The following is a 16,530-nucleotide window of genomic DNA, read 5'->3' on the forward strand; positions in this document are numbered from 1 at the left end:
CTATTATAGCGCTCACAATGATGGGGAAAAGATTGCCATCGGTGATCTGGACGGCGGTTCCATAACCGTAGGGGAACCAATATGCCAAGGGCAGATGGAAATAGATAACCAGGTCATCGCTATAATTAACGCTCCACCCAAACAGGAGGGGGTAAACGACGAAGCAGGAAATTTTAAAGTAGAGTACGAACACAGTGAAACCGAAACCACCAGCAATACGGCTACAGCCGTTAGTGGTTTTACCTTTTCAGAAAAGATAACCGGAGGGTTCGATGTTGGCATAGCAAAGGCAAAAGTTTCTCTGGGCATGAAATACAATGAAAATAAAAAGACACAGAGCGGTGAATCAAAATCCATCCAGGTGGGAGAAGGACTGATCGCTGATCAGGCTGACCGCAAGTTTTCCCTGACCACTATCTATGATGTCTTTGAGTATCCAGTTTTGGACGAAAATAAAAACCAGAAGCAGATTGATGGGGAACCACAGTATCTTCTGGTAACGGTGCCGATCAGTATCGGAACCCCCACACTGGGTTATTATGATTCTTCCATCCATACCCTGAATGACCTTACCAGCTACCCCTTCAAGAATACTGAGCTGGTTAATTATCCATCGAATCATTTCTATGACTGTTCCTTTGAGATCGGCCCAGATGCTAATTCAGGATTTATCAAAAAAGGTGAATTATATTTCAACAGCCGGCAGACATCATCAAAAATAGAAATATCGGCAAGCATGGGAGTAAGTTATATGGGATCCGGTGGTACTGTCAGCGGTAATTACCAATCGCAGAATATCCAAAGTCATCGTATTGAGTTTAAAGAAGCCACCTCCCTGAAAATAGAATATGGCGGGGGTATCAGTGATGAGAACAAATACTATACCGCGAAAGCTGTGGGTTACTACGATTCTCAGGATGGACATTTGGTACTGGACTGGCTGGTACCTTCATATAATACCTATTATACCGCCTCCAGCTTTTTCTGGATGCCTGACTTAACATTTAATCTCGCCGGCAGCGATCTCTGGCAGTACATGAATATTTCCCTGCCTGTTCCCGCAGGACAGCAAAGCTTTGAATATTATGATGACCAGGGCAGCACGTTACGAGACGGGGAACCGGCAAACTGTAAACCATTAGGATTCAAAAATCCAGACAGCACCTTAAACCTGCTGGCAAACCTGCCGGCCTTCGATACACCGGTGGACATCTATCTTGCCTTCTATGCCCCCGATCTCGATGCGGAGCATATCTATCTATTCACCCCAGGAGGCATAGAAATTTTAACTAACAGTTTGACCCCATGGATGTCTTTTAGTTCAGGCAATATCAATGAATCCGTGTTCGGGGAGATACCTCTTGCCGATCTGCCGTTTGGCACCTATTATTTTTACCTCCTGGCCAGTCCTGCCAACGGCAATCCGCTGGAAAACTATTATTTATGGTTTACCACATTTACCAAACAGATAACGCTTCGTCCTTTACCTTTGAGATAGAAAGGATTTTCCTGAATTCAATTGGCAAGTGCAATTTGATAATGTTTTGAATGGTTGCGGCTGATCGCGTTCATCTGGAAATAAACTTTTCCGGATGAACGCAATTTAAAAATGACAACCACAGTCTTATTCATAAGATAAGGGTATTCCAGGAATTTGTGAAACTGCTTTCCCATCAATATCCTGGGCTACCCTTAATGACCACCATTGTAATCCATATCCCACTTTCCAACCACAGGGCCTCCTTTGATGGCCCCAGAGCAGGATCTCTAACCTCCTTTATGATGTAATCACCATCAAGTCGTATTCTTAATGAATTGATATGTAATTCTGATATATGGTACAGATTACCCCAGAAATTTTTCAGGCAGAAGAGCCGGGAAGCTGATGAACTGCCGTGGCTTTAAAGGAAACTACCGTTTCACTTCCTTCATGGAGCTGCAAGTCAAAAAGAGCTTGCTTGGTGATCAGGGCCTTGAACGAAACCTGCTCAACCAGGATCTCAATTTCATAATGAAATCCCAATGGCTGAACAGCTTTTACCGTTCCTTTCAATGAATTCTGGATACTGGAAACCAACGGTTCCCGGCTGAGGACAATGTCCTCCGGCCGGATGGCTACATAGCCGGAGGGTGAGGTATTGGGATGACCCAGTTCCAGGGAAATACCGTCAATAATTGCGGCTGTCCCGCTGAACCGGGCGGCATAAAGGTTCTTCATGCCGACAAAATCCGCCACAAAAGGCGATGACGGCCGTTGAAAAATCTCCTGGATGGAACCGACTTGTTCCAGACATCCATGATTCATCACCGCTGCCCGGCCGGCCAGCGATATCGCTTCAGCAAAGTCATGGGTAACCATGAAAAAAGTGGTGTGGGTGTTCTGGTGCAAAGTTTTCAAATGCTGGCGCAGATCTTCCCGAAACCGGGGGTCGAGGGCAGCCAGAGGTTCATCGAGCAGCAACACCGCCGGGTCAATCGCCAGAGCCCGGGCCAGGGCCACCCGCTGCTGCTCGCCGCCGCTCAAGGTTCCGGGGAAACGATCAAGCAAGGAACCGAGATCCAGAATATCAATCAAATTGCGGATACGGGATCCGGAATTATCCCGGGCTGTTCGGTGAAAGCGAAGACCGTAGACAATATTTTGTTGTACACTAAGGTGGGGGAAAAGAGCATAATCCTGATAGACGATGCTGATGCCCCGCTCCTCCGGCGGCAGATTGCTGATCTCCCGCGCACCCAGCCTTATACTGCCGCTTGAAATCGGCACCAGGCCGGCAATGGCCTCCAGTAAGACGCTCTTGCCGGCTCCCGTCGGTCCCATGAGGACAAAAAATTCGTTTTCCTTAATATCCAGCGTGATATGGGCCAGCTGAAATTGCCCCAGATTGACCGCCAGGTTACGGATACTGATCATAGTCAAAGAAAATCCTCTTTCTCCTTCATCATAATAAAATCATGAGTTCATTCCACCTTCAAACAGAACGTTTCTGATGCAGGGTCAAAACCCTGAGCAGTAAAAAAAGTAGCAGACAGAGAGAAATCAGCCAGACAGCCACCGGTTGAGAATATTTCAAGCCCATGGATTCAAAACGTTCATAGATTAATACCGGGGCAATCATCGGATGGTAAGCGATAATGACTACGGCCCCGAATTCACTGATTGCCCGGGCAGAGCACATGACCACCCCGATCAGGATGCTGCGCCAGGCCAGGGGCAGGGTAATATGGAAAAAAGTACGGACCTGTGACGCTCCCAGACTCCGGGAAACGGACTCCAGACGTGGGGAAATGGCAGCAAACCCTTCACGAGCGGCATTGAGATAAAAGGGCAGACCGACAAAAGTCAGAACCATGATAATGCCGGTAACACTGCCCATAATCCTGATGCCCAGAGCGTTGAAAACCTTGCCAAGCCAGTAATTACGACCGGCGATGCTGAGCAGAGCGATGCCGACCACCGGATGAGGAATGATAATGGGAATATCAATTATAGCTTCAACCAGGTTTTTGCCGGGAAAAGTAGTGCGGGCCAACAGGTAGGCAAACGGGGTGCCGATGATCACCGAAATCAGGGCGGCAGCCCCGGCGGTATAGAGACTCAACCAGATTGACCGCAGGACCTCTTTATCCTGGATGGTTTCTTTCAGCACGGCGGCGCTTGGCGCCGTGACCATCTCCACCAGCGGCAGCAGGATAAAAGCCATAATGACCAAGCCACAGGAAATAGTTATCCAGAAAAAAGGCTCTTTCTTTACCAATGCCATTCTCCATTGACAGCTAATGAAACGAGGTGCTAGAGGTTGAAAAGTTTTCACTTCTACCAGTTTAAGGAACTAAAACAATGAATCAGACGGCACTGACCCCACTGGCATTTCAGAAACGAGAAATTACCGCCAGGATCATCGAGCCCGACGGTAGTCCGGCAAAAAAACCCATTGAAATCCGCACTGATCCGGTTACCGGCAGAAACTGCCGGATTACCTTTGCCAGAGCTAAAGAGGCGGAATCAGGAGAGTCATTATTCCCTGAACCACCTCCGGGCGCTAACCATACCGCTTCATGTCCATTCTGCCGCCCTCAATTGTATAAAAGAACGCCCATGCTGGCAGCCGGTCTGGCGGAATCTCCACGACTTGAATACGGCGAAGCGGTTCTTTTCCCCAACCTTTTTCCCTATGGCCGGTATTCCGCCGTCAGCGTCTTCGACAACCATCACTTTGTGGAAATCGGCACCGCTTCCCCAAAGTCCTATGCTGACTGTTTTATCAACTGCAGCCATTACCTCAAAAAGGTTCAGGCAACTGACAATGAAGCGGTTTACCTGGCCATCACCCAGAACCACCTGCCTTCAGCAGGCGGATCGCTGATCCATCCCCATCTCCAGGTCCACGCGGACCGGATTCCCGCTAATATTTCCAAATTTCTTAAACAATGTACTGCGGATTATTATGCAAAAACCGGCCACCTGCTTTTTTCGGATTATCTCGTCCACGAACAGGAAGACGCAAACAGGCTGATAGGCCGGACCGGAGACTGGCATTGGCTGGCGGCTTTTGCCCCCGAAGGTTTTTATGAAATCTGGGCCATCCTGCCCGGCGTGGTTTCCCTGCAGGAAATGAATGAAAACCACTGGCACGATCTGGCTGCCGGGGTCATCAACACCCAGAAATTTTATCGAAGTCTTAACCACAACGGCTATAACCTGGGGCTGTCAGCCGTTGAGCAGGAAAACAGCCGGCTCGAAATGCGACTCAGAATCCTGGTGAGGTCAAATTTTGACCAATGGTCCAGAAACGACCATACCGGCTTTGAAGTCATGCTGGGAGATATGGCAACTTTCAGCTCCCCGGAGCAGACCGCAGAAATGGCCGGAAAATTCTGGCAGAAAAAATAGTGCCTCTCCCTATTTTTCCAAAACCGACTTACTGGCAAACTTGATGAAACTCCTGGTCCCCTTCCCGGCTTTGATAACCTCAAGCACCCGCTGATCATCGGGTTCAAAAACCGTCCCGAACAGGGCGCGAACATTGTGATGTTGAAACAACTCAGCAGCCAGTGGAGTGGACGGTCCAAGAACAAAAATATCGCAGGAATCTTTCGTTTTGGCAACTACCTGGCTGAAAGACCGGTTAAAAATGGTCGTAGCCGAAAGAATCACCGCGTCCGCCTGCCGCAGGTATTCTTCCTGCAGCTGCTCGGGCAGCAGACCTTCATTCTCCTCCGGATCATGCCGGGGATCGAAAATTGCCAGGCGGACATCAATTTCCTTTAGCCTCTTGACTACCGGTTTAAAAAGTCCGATCATCACCGGCGAGTCGTATTCACGGAAATCAGCTATGTCCAGAATATCCTTATTATTAATACAGTCGGCTTTCGGATTCAGCCGGGCATTGAAATAGGCATTGATAACAATCCGGTGGCTGTTTTTTCCCAGGTCCGGATTACTCAACGATCGAGGCTCGGTTTCCACCAGGTTGCCGAGGGTCGCGCAGACTCCCAGGTGGCCATCATCTAAAACAACAGCGCAATATTTGCTGCCGCTGACTATCTCCCTGATGGATGCGGGATCAAAACCGTAGCGGTTGATTAATAATTCCAGTGGATCATTCATGACATCTTCCTGTTATTACTCAACTTTCTTAGTTACTATAAAAACAACTGGAAAAAATTTATCGGGATGTTCCGGCATGGTTCTCGCTCATTCTCGCCGGCCGTCCATGGCCGGCTTCCGAGGCGTCCGCCGAACGAATCACATCATGTGATTCGTTCGGCGGCCAATACCGCTATGAACCAAGCCCGAATATCCCATAATATATCTCTGGCAATACAAGTCAGAAAATTCCTGTTATTTCCGTCCTATTGTCCGACAGTCACCAGTTTTTTCAATGCCGGGGTAAGTTGTTTAAAATCATCCTGACCGGCAACCCGGGGCGGATCAAGAGGCGGCTGGCCAGCGGTTTTGAGAATCTGCAAGCCTCCCTCGGGACTCAGGAAAAAGGCCATGAACGCTTCGGCCGCCTCACGGTTGGGAGCATTATTAATCATGGTAACTCCATAGGTAATCGACTTGCCCCTGATGTCCATGGTGGTTCCGGGCTTTTTGCCGGTTACGGTCACCACGGCCTGCCGGTAGTCATTGTCATGCCGGTAGTCTCCCAGGTTGACAGCAGCCGGTAATTCAAGATAACGCAAGCCATGCTGTATGGCCACCGACCGATATTCCCAGGCATAATCCATATTTCCAGTCTGCAGCAGTGAGATCAGCTCAACGGATTTTGGCCGGATGTTTACCAAAGGACGATTTTTCAGTAAACGATTTGCCAACCCCGGTTTCCGGTAGTAATCCTCCGCCAACTGCAAAACCATCAGGGAGCGATAGCCGCAGGGGTCGACGTTGGGATCAGCATGTCCCCAGGACGCATCCGGACGGTCAATAATCTTATACCAGTTGGCCGGAGAGATCCGCCCGGCATAAGCACTGGTATCAGTATAACAGAGGACCATCCGATTGCTGGCAAACCTGATGTTCCAGGTGGCAAATTCCGGAACCAGTAATTTGTCAATCACCTTATAGTCCGCTGAAGCCATGATATCACACGGTTTTTTCAGCTCAGAAATCTTGCGGGCGCATTTCTGACTGCCGGCGGCTTCCCGCAGGACATCAACCTGGGGGTAACGGGATTCAAACGCCCGCTCAATGGATACCATGGGAACCGTCAAACTGCCAGCATGAAAGATAATCAGTTTACCGGCCGGCTGGGCAACAGCTGCAACCGGCAGGACAAGAAAAACACCCAGAAAACAAATAAAAATAAAATAAAAACTTTTTTTCAGTAAAAACATCAGAACCTCCCGTCAAAATATCTTCATCATATATCATTCAAACATGACAACATCAAATTAAACCTAACGCGGGCTACGCCCGCAAGTAAGTGCACTTATCAGAACATTTTCTTATTTTTCAAACAAGAAAATAACCTGTAAGGCACTAATTCTCCAATTTTTTCGCGGTCTCGGCATCCTGATAGAGCGGACGGCCGTATTTTTTCACCCCGTACGTTCTGATAATTGTCTGTCCTTCTTCGGAAGCGACAAAACTGATAAACCGCTGTGCCAGTTTCGTATTTCTTCCGGGATATTTTTCCGGATTCGGCATCAGGGCATGATAAACGTTGACAAGCAGAGGATCTCCTTTGAATAATGGCAACACATGCTTCAACTTGGAGTTTTTCACGTAATAGGTGCTGTTGTCGGTCATAAAATAACCCATTTCCTTATCGGCACGCATCAGGGTCGGACCCATAAAGGCATGGGTTATGATATACCAGCTACCGGCCGGTTTAATTCCGGCCAAATACCAAATCTTTAGTTCCCGCTTATTGGTACCGGAATTGTCTCCCCGGGAAAAAAATTTGGCCCCGGTTCCGGCAATCATGGTGTATGCTTCTTTGGCTGTTTTCGCTTTTTCAATCCCGGCCGGATCGGATTTCGGTCCGACAATAAAAAACTCATTGGCCCCAAAAACAGTTCGATTAACTGCCCAGCCCTCTGCAACCGCCTTTTTCTCCACCGCCGGAGCATGAACCATGATAACGTCACATTTTCCCGCTTTCATAAAGGCAAGAGAAGCACCACTCCCCTTTTTAAACCAGATCAACCGGCAGTTATTCTCCAAACAAAAGGGAGCTGACAATGCTTTGACCAGCCCCAACGCCCCGGGACTGCCGGTGGCCACCACCAAAGCCGATTCCCCTTGGCCATAAACAGCAGCCGGCTTGCCATGAGCCTCCACCGAAGATGGAACCAGAACAAAAGAAACAAGGATCAAGACCATTGCTACAGAAAGAAAAAACCTTCCCAACCTTTTCATCATTTCACTATACTCCTCATTTTTTCACATTATACTTTTTACAAAATTCCCCATGAAAATTTATATTGCCACTGGAAGAAAACCCAATCAGCCTGCTTGCTTGAAGCCTGCTTTTCGGCAAATTCATCCGGCCAGAAATGACCGTATCCCACCTGTATCTGGTGCCCTTTGAGAAAATCGAACCGGCCGATAAAGTCAAATTCCTTTCCCACTTCATTTCCGGAATTCCCCGTCTTATCACGATAAAACTTTCGATTTAATGACCAGCCATCCTTATCATCATCCAGCCAGAACTGATGAAATTCCGCCTTGCAATACATCCATTTCTTAGGGCGCAGTTCAAGATTGATCTGGGCATCCCTGATATTCTGCCAGCGGAAAAGATTCATCCGCCCGTACATTTTGTCCCGGGCGCCGAAAGCCCCATCAAAGGTCTCATGCCTGGAATCATTTGGATCATGATCTCCGGAACCTAGCGAATATTCGAGGCTGAGCCGCGGATGGTAGGGACATGAAGCAACATTATAGGCCGCGAGAAGATGATAACCATACGCTCGAATAGTATCAGAAGAGAAATCGCCGAACTCACGAATATAGGTGGCATCCAGATCAAATCCCCGCAGATCTTTGACAAATATTCTCATCCCCACATAAGCCGCGTCCAGGTTACCTTTCTTCCCACCTTCATCAACATATTGTCTGTGGGTATCCCGTTTCGTCATTGAAAAGGGTTCAATACAAAGACCCAGGAAATTCTCAGGCAGGGTGAAATGACCATAGGTGCCAAGTGATTCATAAAAATGCCGATGATTAAAACTGAACTGGATGGGCTCATGGACCATGGTCCTGCCGTAAAAAACATCGACAAAACCTTTTTTGAAAGGATAGGTAAGTTTGACCACGTCCCAAATCCACTTTCCCGAATTCCCCCAGGCACCGGGACCGAATACCCGTTTGTCCCCGTAGAACAGTCGCTGTCTTCCCGCCTTGAGAACCAGGGGCAGGGTAAAGGGATTTTTGATTTCCAGATACGTTTCCCAAAGTTCACACCGGTCCTCATTGGGGTTGTGTTCCATATTAACCAAGCCCGAATAAAAATCACGGTCGTGAAATCCACTCCCCCATATCCGCGCATCCTGAACCCACAGGGTAAGGTGCAGGGTTTCATTCGGCCGGTAGTCAAAACCGGCACGAACCCTGCTTAAGAGAAAACCGTCAGTAGCATCACCTTTTGGCGGCTGAGGACCGTAATATTTGAGGTTGAAGTTATTCTGAGACTCAAACCGGAACCGGGTCTCCAGGCCGAATGACAGCTTTTGTGATTCTGCCAGGACAGGAAAAATCCCCAGGAAAAAAGTGATAACCCAAATCGCAATACAACCTAATCCCTTCGGCACCCATTTTTTCAAATTTTTCATGCCATCCTCTCTCAAAGAACTCTTTCCATTTTTTCACCGCACATCCCTCCAGCTTCCAACGTGTCTCGGCAAACCTCTCACTTTGACTTATATGATGGTGCTACATAGCATTCAATAAAGCTAAATTCAAGCCTAATAATTACCTATAATTACCAAAAATAACTTTTACTAACCCGTATAGATGATTACCAGTTTAATGAAAAGCCAAAATAATCTTCAGTTTTGTTCACTGCCAGTCACCAGAGACACAATAACCGTTGACAAAACATGAGTTTTATTGCATTATAGTGACCATAAAAATGCAACTACAGGAGGCCTAAGATGGATTTTTACCAGGATTCCAGGAAATTTCTGCAAGAACTTATAGATCAACACCGAATTATAGACGAAACAATCAAGGTTATTTCCGCCAGGACTCTTACCCCTGAAGAGGCTATCGGTGATCCGGAGCGCCAGGACTTCCCATTGCTCAAGGGCAGGGAAGTTATGGTTGAGGCTGTGTTCAAGCAGACCAAAGGACAGGCTTATACTGACATGCCGGGTGAATTTACCGGCTCGGTCAGGGAGCTTCTCACCCTGCCCCTGAAAAATAACTTTCAACGGGCGATGTATATCGCCGGGCTCAATGCCATCATGCGACATTATGACCAGATCTCAAACACAATTCATTGCCGGGATCAGGAACCCGGCATCTGCGCGTCCCAGTTGCCCGGCTATATCAAACAACACTATGGAAAACCAAAAATCGCTTTTATTGGTTTCCAGCCCGCCATGATAGACAAACTTAAGAATTCTTTCGAGCTCAGGGTCATTGACCTTGACGAAGACAACCAGGGCGGGGAAAAATTCGGCCTGACCATTGAGGGACCTGAAAAAACGGAGGAGGTATTGTCCTGGGGAGATATCATCCTGGCCACCGGATCCACCAGTGTCAACGCCACCGCAGACCGGTTTATCCACGACAAACCTGTTGTTTTTTACGGAGTAACCATAGCCGGGATGGCCGCCATCCACAAATTACAACGCTACTGTCCCTGTGCCCACTAAAACGATCTGCATCGATGAAAAAGGTCATTAACATAACTACTGCCAAACATAACCTGCTCAAAATCATCGCTGAGCTGGAAGAGGATATTATCATCACCAGGGATTACCAGCCGGTAGCGATGCTTTCCCCACTGCCCCGAAATACGGCACAGCAGAAGCCGGCCCTGATAGTTTTAGCAGCGAAGCAGTGTGATCGTCACACAAGGAGAGAAAGTATCACCACGATCAATAGATCAGCTATGCTGTTCAACAAAACAATCGTGGTCTACAGCCGGGAAACGGAACCATGCCTGCGTGAATTTGACCATCAGAATCTACTGGTCATTGAAACGGAGAAAAAAGAGCATCCCATTGTTACGTCGCTGAAAGCAGGCATCGCCTGTCTCGATGAAAGCGACAGCTTTTTCATGTTCTCTTTTCTCAACAAACCCATCACCCAGGATACATTTCTGCGACTTACAGCCGCCATCAAAGAAGCAGAAACTGAGAAAAAGGGGATTATCATTCCGGTTTCAGCCGGGAAACCATCGCACCCGCTCATTTTCTCGACCAAATACAAGGCAAATATTATTAAAATACGAAAAGAACTTGGCATACCTCACATTATCAAGCGGCATAAAGAAGATATATTATACGTTAATGTGGAGGGGTGAACCAATGAGGAAGCTGCTTGTTCTTTTACTTTTATCGTTGATTTTTTTTGCCTGCTCCCGGGAAACAAGTGAGAAAAGCCTCCTCATCATGTGCGGCTCCGCCAACAGACCCCCCATGAAGGAAATCGCCGACCTCTATGAACAGGAAACCGGCATCAAGGTATATTTGCTTTACGGCAGCGGGGGAACCTTGCTGTCGCAGATTGAATTGACCAGAAAGGGCGATATTTACCTGCCGGGCTCCCCCGATTACATCATCAAAGCCAGGAATAAAAACCTGATTTTCCCTGACTCCACCCGACAGGTATGCTATCTCATCCCCACCATCATTACCCCGAAGGGAAATCCAAAAGGAATTAGAACTCTTCAGGGTTTAGGCAATAGCGGCATGAAGGTGGGAATCGGCAACCCGGACACCGTTTGTATGGGATTATATGCCCTCGAGCTGCTGGAAAAAAATCACCAGCTCGAACAGGTAATGAAAAATGTGGTGGTTTATGGCGGCAGTTGTTCCAAAACCGCCAATCTGGCAGCCTTGAACAAAGTTGATGCCATTATAGGCTGGCGGGTTTTGCATTTCTGGAACCCGGACAAAATGGATTTTATCCCGTTAGAACCGGAATGTCTCCCCAGGATATCCTATATCCCCATTACTATTCCTGTTTACGCCCAAGATAAAGACGAATCACAGAAATTCATTGATTTCGTCATTTCGGAAAAAGGAAAACAAATCTATCAGAAATGGGGCTACGTGGCGGACAAAGCCATTGCGTTATCGTTTACTGAACACGCCACCATCGGCGGAGAGTGCATCCTGCCGGGAAAATATCTCCAGCTCATCCAAAAACGTTAACAACAGCCGTTAACTGGAAAAAACAAAGCCAACCGCCATGAGCAATAAAATCTTCAATTTGACGTTGAAATTCACGACCTGGCTGCTGGTGGCGATCCTGGTTCTCTTTCTCTGCGCCATCATCAAAGAATTTCTTGTCTCTCAATCGATCCGCCAGCTAAACTTCAACGAAATCCGGTTCGCGGTAAAATTGTCCTTATTGACCGCTACAGCCTCCTCATCGGCGGCAACAATTTTCTCCATCCCCATCGGCTATTATCTCTCCAGATATCATTTCCGCTTCCAGAGCCTGGTCGACACCTTGCTGGACCTGCCGCTGGTCCTGTCCCCCATTGCCTTGGGGGCCATGGTCCTCATTTTTTTAAATACTGATATCGGGCACATAATCGAGAACCTGGCGGGGGGGATTGTTTTCGGGGTTAAAGGCATCATGGTGGCCCAGTTTTTCGTCATCATCGGCCTGGGAATCAGGCAGATAAAGCTAGCCTTTGAAGCCATTGATCCGGAGTTTGAAAACATCGCCCGGACTTTAGGCTGCACGCGATTCAAAACTTTTCAAAAAGTTACCCTGCCGCTGGCTGGCAAGGGAATCCTGTCGGCCTTTCTGCTGGTCTGGGCCCGGGCCGTGGGTGAGTTTGGAGCCACGATCACCATTGCCGGCGCTACCACCATGAAAACCGAAACCATTCCCACGGCTATTTTCCTCAGCTTTGAATCGGCCGACATTCACGGCGCCGCTATCTTCATCCTGATTCTGGTGGCGGTTTCCTTAAGCTTGCTCTACGGCACCAGGAGACTTGCAGCATGAGCCTGGAAATCAGAAATCTCAGCTATGCCGTTGATCAATTTCAATTTACAAAAATTAATCTGACTATTACCGACAAAACCTATTTCGTCCTTTTGGGACCAACCGGCGCCGGCAAGTCAACCCTACTGAAATGCATCCTGGGAATCAACCAGGTTAAAACCGGGGAAATACTTCTTAATGGCAAAAACATCGCCAATCTCGCCGTCGAAAAAAGGAATATCGGCTATCTGCCGCAAAACTGTGCCCTGTTTCCCCACCTGGATGTTCAGGAAAATATCAACTTCGGCATGCGAATGAGAAATTTTCCGGAAACGGAAATAAAGGAAAGAGCGACAGCACTCTTAGCCCTTTTCAATATTAATCATCTTAAGAACCGCAAAACAACGCATCTTTCCGGCGGTGAAAAACAGAAAGTTGCCCTGGCCCGAGCCTTGGCAACCAAACCGGCACTGCTTTTGCTGGATGAACCATTTTCCGCCGTCGATGAGGGAACCAAAAAAAGATTATGGTCTGAATTAAAAAAAATTTTAAAAAACGTCAAAATACCTGTCATTCATGTCACCCACAACTTTGAGGAAGCCTACAGCATGGCTGAACAGATCGGGGTCATGATCGACGGCGGCATCCGGCAGGTTGCAAAGGCACAAACCCTGTTCGAAAGGCCGGCAACCAAAAAAATAGCCGGGTTTTTAAATTACCGGAATTTCTTCTCCGGCGAGGTGCATAAAAAAACAGCCGGCATCTACAGCATCAAAAGTCGGGGAATAAACATAGTTTTCACCAGCGAAACCGAACTTTACGGCATAATAAACCTGTGCATCAGACCCCAGGATATCAAAATCATCAACCCCACCTACCCGGTCAAAGCCGAGCTGGCTGATAATGTGTATGAGGGAATCATCAAGGACATAATCCTCTATCCGGAAAGCGCCCTCCTCTTTGTCAAGGTTGACGGCAGCAGTAGCGATGACTATGATTTCGAGTTGAAATTTCCACTCTATATTTTGAGCAGACACAACCTTTATGAACAGAAAAGGATCAAAATAGCTCTCTGGCAGCCCAATATTATCGTCTTTAAGGACTAGAACTGGAAAAATAACCTTGACAATCTTCTCTTAATTGCGTATTTTGCCAAATAGGTTCTAACTTTCAAGCTGAAACATTTTCATCCGGTATAGAGAATATGATTGTCAACGATCCTGAGCTGAAACACCGGGCCACCGTTTTCAAAGCTCTGGGACATCCCACCAGGCTTTTTATTGCGGAAGAGCTGGGAAAGGGAGAAAGATGTGTCTGCGAACTGACGGAAATGGTCGGTGCCGACACCTCAACAGTTTCGCGGCACTTGTCGGTTTTGCGCAATGCCGGCATAGTCAAGGATGAAAAACGTGGACTACAGGTTTTTTATTCTTTAAAAACCCCCTGCATTCTGGATTTTTCCAACTGCGTCCAGGTCGCGACAACGCAGTCGGTTATTAATTTCCCGACTAATAGATCGTAGACTCTTTTTTTTGCCAACTATTTGCCTAATAAACCAAATAGTCATTTTTAATAAAAGCTGGTCGATTATTTCAGGAGCTGTTTCATGAACTGGAAAAACGAATGGAAGCCACTGGCCATCATTATTGCCGTGTTTCTGGCCTGTTTCTGCCTGCCGGTAGGGAATTCCACCTTTGACCGGGCCATCCTTGAATCCTTTTACCTGCTTAAATGGTATGCCCGGGAACATGTTCTCCTTTGCCTGATACCGGCTTTTTTCATTGCCGGTGCCATCGCCGTTTTTCTCAGCCAGGAATCGGTAATGAAATATCTGGGAGCCCGGGCCAACAAGATACTGGCCTACGGGGTCGCCTCCGTTTCCGGCAGCGTGCTGGCAGTCTGTTCCTGTACGGTTTTGCCGCTTTTTGTCGGCATCTACCGCATGGGTGCCGGCCTGGGACCAGCCAGCGCCTTTCTCTATGCCGGTCCGGCAATCAATGTCTTATCTATCATTTTGACCGCCCGGGTATTAGGATACCAGCTGGGAATAGCCCGGGCTTTGGGGGCCATCCTCTTCAGCATTATTATCGGCCTGGCAATGCACTTTATTTTTCGCCGCGAAGAGCTGGAAAAAGCCAGCCTGCAAATGACTTTACCCGAACCTGAAATCAAACGACCATTATGGCAGAACGGGCTTTTTTTCGCCTCCATGATCGGCATCCTGGTATTTGCCAACTGGGGAAAGCCAACCTCTTCATCCGGGATCTGGCCGGCTATCTACACCCATAAATGGCTGATAACCGCCGGTTTTTCCCTGGCCCTGGGCATCATGCTGACTCTCTGGTTCAAAATCAGCCGCCGACAAATAATCCTGGCTGCTTTCCCGGTAATTGCCGCAGCTTTTATTTTTCCTCACCGGCCGCTTATTCCCTTCATCATCGGAATAGTTGCCCTCTCCCTGGTCACCAGCAAACGACAGGATGAAACCGGAGAATGGTTCGGCCAGACATGGGGCTTCACCAAGCAAATTCTGCCATTACTTTTTTTTGGAGTAGCCATTGCCGGCGCCCTGCTTGGTCGCCCGGGACATGAAGGATTAATTCCTTCAACCTGGGTAAACCAGGCGGTGGGAGGCAACTCTTTATCGGCAAATTTCGTTGCTTCCTTTGCCGGTGCTTTCATGTATTTCGCCACCCTGACTGAAGTCCCGATTTTACAGGGGCTGATCGGCAACGGCATGGGCAAGGGACCGGCTCTCGCCCTGCTTCTGGCGGGGCCGGCGTTGTCCCTGCCCAACATGCTGGTTATCCGCAGTGCCATGGGAACCAGAAAAACGGTTGTTTTTGTCTCGCTGGTGGTGGTCATGTCCACCATCACCGGGATGTTATATGGAACATTTTTTTAGGCGGCAAAAAATTCTCATTTTGCAAGACAGCCGAAGTGGAATGGGAAAAGGTAGAACTAAAAATATAAAAACAGGAGGAGAAAATGAAAAAGATCAAAATTTTAGGCACCGGCTGCAAAAAATGTCAGCAGCTGGCAGAAAATGCGGAATCTGCAGCGAAAAACCTTGGGATTGATTATGAGTTGGAAAAAGTAACCGATCTTAATGAAATCGTCACATTCGGGGTGATGATAACTCCGGCCATCGTCATAGATGATCAGGTCAAGGCCAGCGGCAAAGTTCTCTCACCTGATGACATCGGAAAAATGCTTGATTGAACATTGACTGCCGGGCTATGAATCCAGAAACTTCGGGAGATCCAGTTTTTTAAAACCTTTTCCCGGCAGGGCCATCAGCGTTGAGGCCCCGTGGGCCACCAGGTCTCCCTGGGCATCCACCACCCTGGCCTCAGCATAGCTGATGGTCTTCCCCGGCCGGAGGCATTGGCCCTCAGCGGTCAACAAACCGGACTGCACCGGTTTCAGGTAGTTGAGCTTGAGATCCACATTTACCAGGCCGGCATCCTCCGGCAGCCTGGCAAAAGCAGCCCAGAAGGTTGCTGTATCAATGAGCGTCGCCAGCACCCCGCCATGAGCAATACCATAGGGCTGCAGGTGGCAGTTTCCCATTTCAAGCTCCACCATTGCCTGATCCCAGGAAATAGAAATCAACTTCATCCGCATATGGTGTGGAAAAGGGCTGGATGATATCAGTTCATACAGTTTATGCAGGTACTCTTCATTCAGCTTTTGCATGGATTATCCATTAACATATATTCTCAACTTCCTGACTTGCATTGCCAGGGATATATTAGCAGGATGTTCGGGCTTGGCTCATAGCCTGTCTGCCGACAGGCAGGCGGTATTGGCCGCCGAACGAATCACACGATGTGATTCGCGGCGGACGCCTCGGAAGCCGGCCTGTCTGCGTGCGGCACGCACAGGCAGGCCATGGACGG

The 16,530-nt window shown here is 48.2% G+C and carries 18 protein-coding genes; 11 read left to right on the forward strand and 7 right to left on the reverse strand.

What is annotated here, in order from left to right:
- A partial coding sequence (locus U9P07_04020) for a hypothetical protein (protein MEA2108565.1) occupies positions 1-1,498 on the forward strand: 1,498 nt, incomplete at its 5' end.
- 363 nt (positions 1,499-1,861) lie between these two features.
- Here U9P07_04020 and U9P07_04025 read toward each other — a convergent pair.
- Both U9P07_04025 and U9P07_04030 read right to left on the reverse strand, forming a co-directional pair.
- Entirely contained in the window at positions 1,862-2,914 is a 1,053-nt protein-coding gene (locus tag U9P07_04025) for an ABC transporter ATP-binding protein (protein ID MEA2108566.1), read from the reverse strand.
- Positions 2,915-2,972: 58 nt separating this feature from the next.
- Positions 2,973-3,764: an ABC transporter permease gene (locus U9P07_04030; GenBank protein ID MEA2108567.1), complete on the reverse strand. Its 792-nt coding sequence runs from the start codon at positions 3,762-3,764 to the stop codon at positions 2,973-2,975.
- Between the two features lie 77 nt (positions 3,765-3,841).
- Between U9P07_04030 and U9P07_04035 the strand changes: the two genes are divergently transcribed.
- Complete coding sequence (locus U9P07_04035) at positions 3,842-4,894, forward strand: galactose-1-phosphate uridylyltransferase (GenBank protein ID MEA2108568.1); 1,053 nt, start codon at positions 3,842-3,844, stop codon at positions 4,892-4,894.
- Positions 4,895-4,903: 9 nt separating this feature from the next.
- Here U9P07_04035 and U9P07_04040 read toward each other — a convergent pair whose 3' ends face one another.
- A complete protein-coding gene (locus U9P07_04040; GenBank protein ID MEA2108569.1) occupies positions 4,904-5,611 on the reverse strand; it encodes a DUF364 domain-containing protein in 708 nt (235 codons plus the stop codon).
- Between U9P07_04040 and U9P07_04045 the strand changes: the two genes are divergently transcribed.
- The gene (locus tag U9P07_04045; GenBank protein MEA2108570.1) at positions 5,610-5,762 is read left to right on the forward strand and encodes a hypothetical protein; all 153 of its coding nucleotides are present in this window, start codon (positions 5,610-5,612) and stop codon (positions 5,760-5,762) included. The two genes, U9P07_04040 and U9P07_04045, sit on opposite strands and share 2 nt — an antisense overlap.
- A gap of 94 nt (positions 5,763-5,856) precedes the next feature.
- Here the strand turns inward: U9P07_04045 and wtpA are convergent, their stop codons facing one another.
- From wtpA to U9P07_04060, 3 genes are all read right to left on the reverse strand, one after another.
- Positions 5,857-6,843, reverse strand: coding sequence for a tungstate ABC transporter substrate-binding protein WtpA (wtpA, locus tag U9P07_04050; protein ID MEA2108571.1), 987 nt, complete (start codon positions 6,841-6,843; stop codon positions 5,857-5,859).
- A 145-nt stretch (positions 6,844-6,988) separates the two neighbouring features.
- Positions 6,989-7,873: a substrate-binding domain-containing protein gene (locus tag U9P07_04055; protein ID MEA2108572.1), complete on the reverse strand. Its 885-nt coding sequence runs from the start codon at positions 7,871-7,873 to the stop codon at positions 6,989-6,991.
- 35 nt (positions 7,874-7,908) lie between these two features.
- On the reverse strand, positions 7,909-9,288 hold the full coding sequence (locus tag U9P07_04060; GenBank protein MEA2108573.1) for an alginate export family protein: 1,380 nt from the start codon (positions 9,286-9,288) through the stop codon (positions 7,909-7,911).
- 321 nt (positions 9,289-9,609) lie between these two features.
- Here U9P07_04060 and U9P07_04065 point away from each other — a divergent pair, with 321 nt between their 5' ends.
- The 8 genes from U9P07_04065 to U9P07_04100 all read left to right on the forward strand — a co-directional run bounded on the left by U9P07_04065 (position 9,610) and on the right by U9P07_04100 (position 15,850).
- On the forward strand, positions 9,610-10,335 hold the full coding sequence (locus U9P07_04065; protein MEA2108574.1) for a DUF364 domain-containing protein: 726 nt from the start codon (positions 9,610-9,612) through the stop codon (positions 10,333-10,335).
- A gap of 14 nt (positions 10,336-10,349) precedes the next feature.
- Complete coding sequence (locus U9P07_04070) at positions 10,350-10,988, forward strand: NTP transferase domain-containing protein (protein MEA2108575.1); 639 nt, start codon at positions 10,350-10,352, stop codon at positions 10,986-10,988.
- Between the two features lie 4 nt (positions 10,989-10,992).
- Positions 10,993-11,841: a molybdate ABC transporter substrate-binding protein gene (modA, locus tag U9P07_04075; protein ID MEA2108576.1), complete on the forward strand. Its 849-nt coding sequence runs from the start codon at positions 10,993-10,995 to the stop codon at positions 11,839-11,841.
- A gap of 37 nt (positions 11,842-11,878) precedes the next feature.
- The gene (locus tag U9P07_04080) at positions 11,879-12,649 is read left to right on the forward strand and encodes an ABC transporter permease (protein ID MEA2108577.1); all 771 of its coding nucleotides are present in this window, start codon (positions 11,879-11,881) and stop codon (positions 12,647-12,649) included.
- Positions 12,646-13,734 carry an ABC transporter ATP-binding protein gene (locus tag U9P07_04085; protein MEA2108578.1) on the forward strand — a complete coding sequence of 363 codons (1,089 nt, stop codon included), beginning with the start codon at positions 12,646-12,648 and terminating at the stop codon, positions 13,732-13,734. Before U9P07_04080 ends, U9P07_04085 begins: the two co-directional genes overlap by 4 nt.
- Before the next feature lie 98 nt (positions 13,735-13,832).
- Complete coding sequence (locus U9P07_04090; GenBank protein ID MEA2108579.1) at positions 13,833-14,150, forward strand: metalloregulator ArsR/SmtB family transcription factor; 318 nt, start codon at positions 13,833-13,835, stop codon at positions 14,148-14,150.
- A gap of 84 nt (positions 14,151-14,234) precedes the next feature.
- Positions 14,235-15,533, forward strand: a complete 1,299-nt coding sequence (locus U9P07_04095) for a permease (GenBank protein MEA2108580.1) — start codon at positions 14,235-14,237, stop codon at positions 15,531-15,533.
- Between the two features lie 83 nt (positions 15,534-15,616).
- The gene (locus tag U9P07_04100; GenBank protein ID MEA2108581.1) at positions 15,617-15,850 is read left to right on the forward strand and encodes a thioredoxin family protein; all 234 of its coding nucleotides are present in this window, start codon (positions 15,617-15,619) and stop codon (positions 15,848-15,850) included.
- Between the two features lie 15 nt (positions 15,851-15,865).
- Here the strand turns inward: U9P07_04100 and U9P07_04105 are convergent, their stop codons facing one another.
- Positions 15,866-16,327 carry a PaaI family thioesterase gene (locus U9P07_04105; protein ID MEA2108582.1) on the reverse strand — a complete coding sequence of 154 codons (462 nt, stop codon included), beginning with the start codon at positions 16,325-16,327 and terminating at the stop codon, positions 15,866-15,868.
- Positions 16,328-16,530: the final 203 nt, after the last annotated feature.

The sequence above is a fragment of the Pseudomonadota bacterium genome (assembly GCA_034660915.1).
Taxonomy (GTDB): domain Bacteria; phylum Desulfobacterota; class Anaeroferrophillalia; order Anaeroferrophillales; family Anaeroferrophillaceae; genus DQWO01.

Coding starts and splice junctions, on each gene's coding strand:
- U9P07_04025 (MEA2108566.1), bottom strand. CDS start 2,914: ATGATCAGTATCCGTAACCTGGCGGTCAATCTGGGGCAATTTCAGCTG.
- U9P07_04030 (MEA2108567.1), bottom strand. CDS start 3,764: ATGGCATTGGTAAAGAAAGAGCCTTTTTTCTGGATAACTATTTCCTGT.
- U9P07_04035 (MEA2108568.1), top strand. CDS start 3,842: ATGAATCAGACGGCACTGACCCCACTGGCATTTCAGAAACGAGAAATT.
- U9P07_04045 (MEA2108570.1), top strand. CDS start 5,610: ATGACATCTTCCTGTTATTACTCAACTTTCTTAGTTACTATAAAAACA.
- U9P07_04040 (MEA2108569.1), bottom strand. CDS start 5,611: ATGAATGATCCACTGGAATTATTAATCAACCGCTACGGTTTTGATCCC.
- wtpA (MEA2108571.1), bottom strand. CDS start 6,843: ATGTTTTTACTGAAAAAAAGTTTTTATTTTATTTTTATTTGTTTTCTG.
- U9P07_04055 (MEA2108572.1), bottom strand. CDS start 7,873: ATGATGAAAAGGTTGGGAAGGTTTTTTCTTTCTGTAGCAATGGTCTTG.
- U9P07_04060 (MEA2108573.1), bottom strand. CDS start 9,288: ATGAAAAATTTGAAAAAATGGGTGCCGAAGGGATTAGGTTGTATTGCG.
- U9P07_04065 (MEA2108574.1), top strand. CDS start 9,610: ATGGATTTTTACCAGGATTCCAGGAAATTTCTGCAAGAACTTATAGAT.
- U9P07_04070 (MEA2108575.1), top strand. CDS start 10,350: ATGAAAAAGGTCATTAACATAACTACTGCCAAACATAACCTGCTCAAA.
- modA (MEA2108576.1), top strand. CDS start 10,993: ATGAGGAAGCTGCTTGTTCTTTTACTTTTATCGTTGATTTTTTTTGCC.
- U9P07_04080 (MEA2108577.1), top strand. CDS start 11,879: ATGAGCAATAAAATCTTCAATTTGACGTTGAAATTCACGACCTGGCTG.
- U9P07_04085 (MEA2108578.1), top strand. CDS start 12,646: ATGAGCCTGGAAATCAGAAATCTCAGCTATGCCGTTGATCAATTTCAA.
- U9P07_04090 (MEA2108579.1), top strand. CDS start 13,833: ATGATTGTCAACGATCCTGAGCTGAAACACCGGGCCACCGTTTTCAAA.
- U9P07_04095 (MEA2108580.1), top strand. CDS start 14,235: ATGAACTGGAAAAACGAATGGAAGCCACTGGCCATCATTATTGCCGTG.
- U9P07_04100 (MEA2108581.1), top strand. CDS start 15,617: ATGAAAAAGATCAAAATTTTAGGCACCGGCTGCAAAAAATGTCAGCAG.
- U9P07_04105 (MEA2108582.1), bottom strand. CDS start 16,327: ATGCAAAAGCTGAATGAAGAGTACCTGCATAAACTGTATGAACTGATA.